This window comes from Pseudomonas sp. TSRC2-2 (assembly GCF_049897785.1).
Taxonomy (GTDB): Bacteria; Pseudomonadota; Gammaproteobacteria; order Pseudomonadales; family Pseudomonadaceae; genus Aquipseudomonas.
This window is the reverse complement of record NZ_JAFCWZ010000026.1, coordinates 1-672: the sequence shown is the minus strand read 5'-3', so window position 1 is coordinate 672 and position 672 is coordinate 1. Positions and strand designations below refer to the sequence as shown.

The window sequence follows — 672 nt, the reverse complement described above, 5'->3', positions numbered from 1 at the left end:
CGCGATCGCTCCGACCGCATTCAGCGTCTGGACAACGGCGCCGGGCGCGCGCTGCTGTTGCGTTATGACCGTGCGCAACTGGTGGCGGTCGATTACCAGGTCTTCGTCCGGGGCGAGTGGGCCACCGAGCAAAACCTCGCCACTTACCGCTTCGATGCCCGCCAACGCCTGCTGGTCGCGAGCAATGCGGTGGGCGACAGCGAGCGCTACGACTACGACGACCACCACGTCATCCTCCAGCGCCAGCTGACCGGCGGCGCGAGCTTCTTCTGGGAGTGGCAGCGCGAGGGCAAGGCGGCGCGCTGCGTGCGGCATTGGGCCTCGTTCTCGCAGATGAATACCCGTTACGTCTGGAACGATGACGACGCCAGCGTGACCGTGCACTACGTCGACGGCACCGAAGAAGTCTACGTCCATGACGAGCGCGCGCGGCTGGTGCGTCAGGTCGCGGCCGATGGCGGCGAGCAGCTCAAGGCCTATGACGCGCAGGGCCGCTTGATCGCCGAGCAGGATCCCTTGGGCGCGGTCACTGAATACCGCTACGACGAAGTCGGACGGCTGATCGCGCTGATTCCGCCAGACGATGCGCCAACGTCCTACGAGTACCGCAACGGTTTTCTTTACAAGCGTCGCCGAGGCAACGCGGTGTGGCTCTATCGGCGCAATGCCGAA

At 65.5% G+C, this 672-nt stretch carries 1 pseudogene; it reads left to right on the top strand.

The annotated features are described in order from the left end of the window. Positions 1–672, top strand: a pseudogene (locus ACP7D9_RS29470) (type IV secretion protein Rhs); the annotation flags it as partial.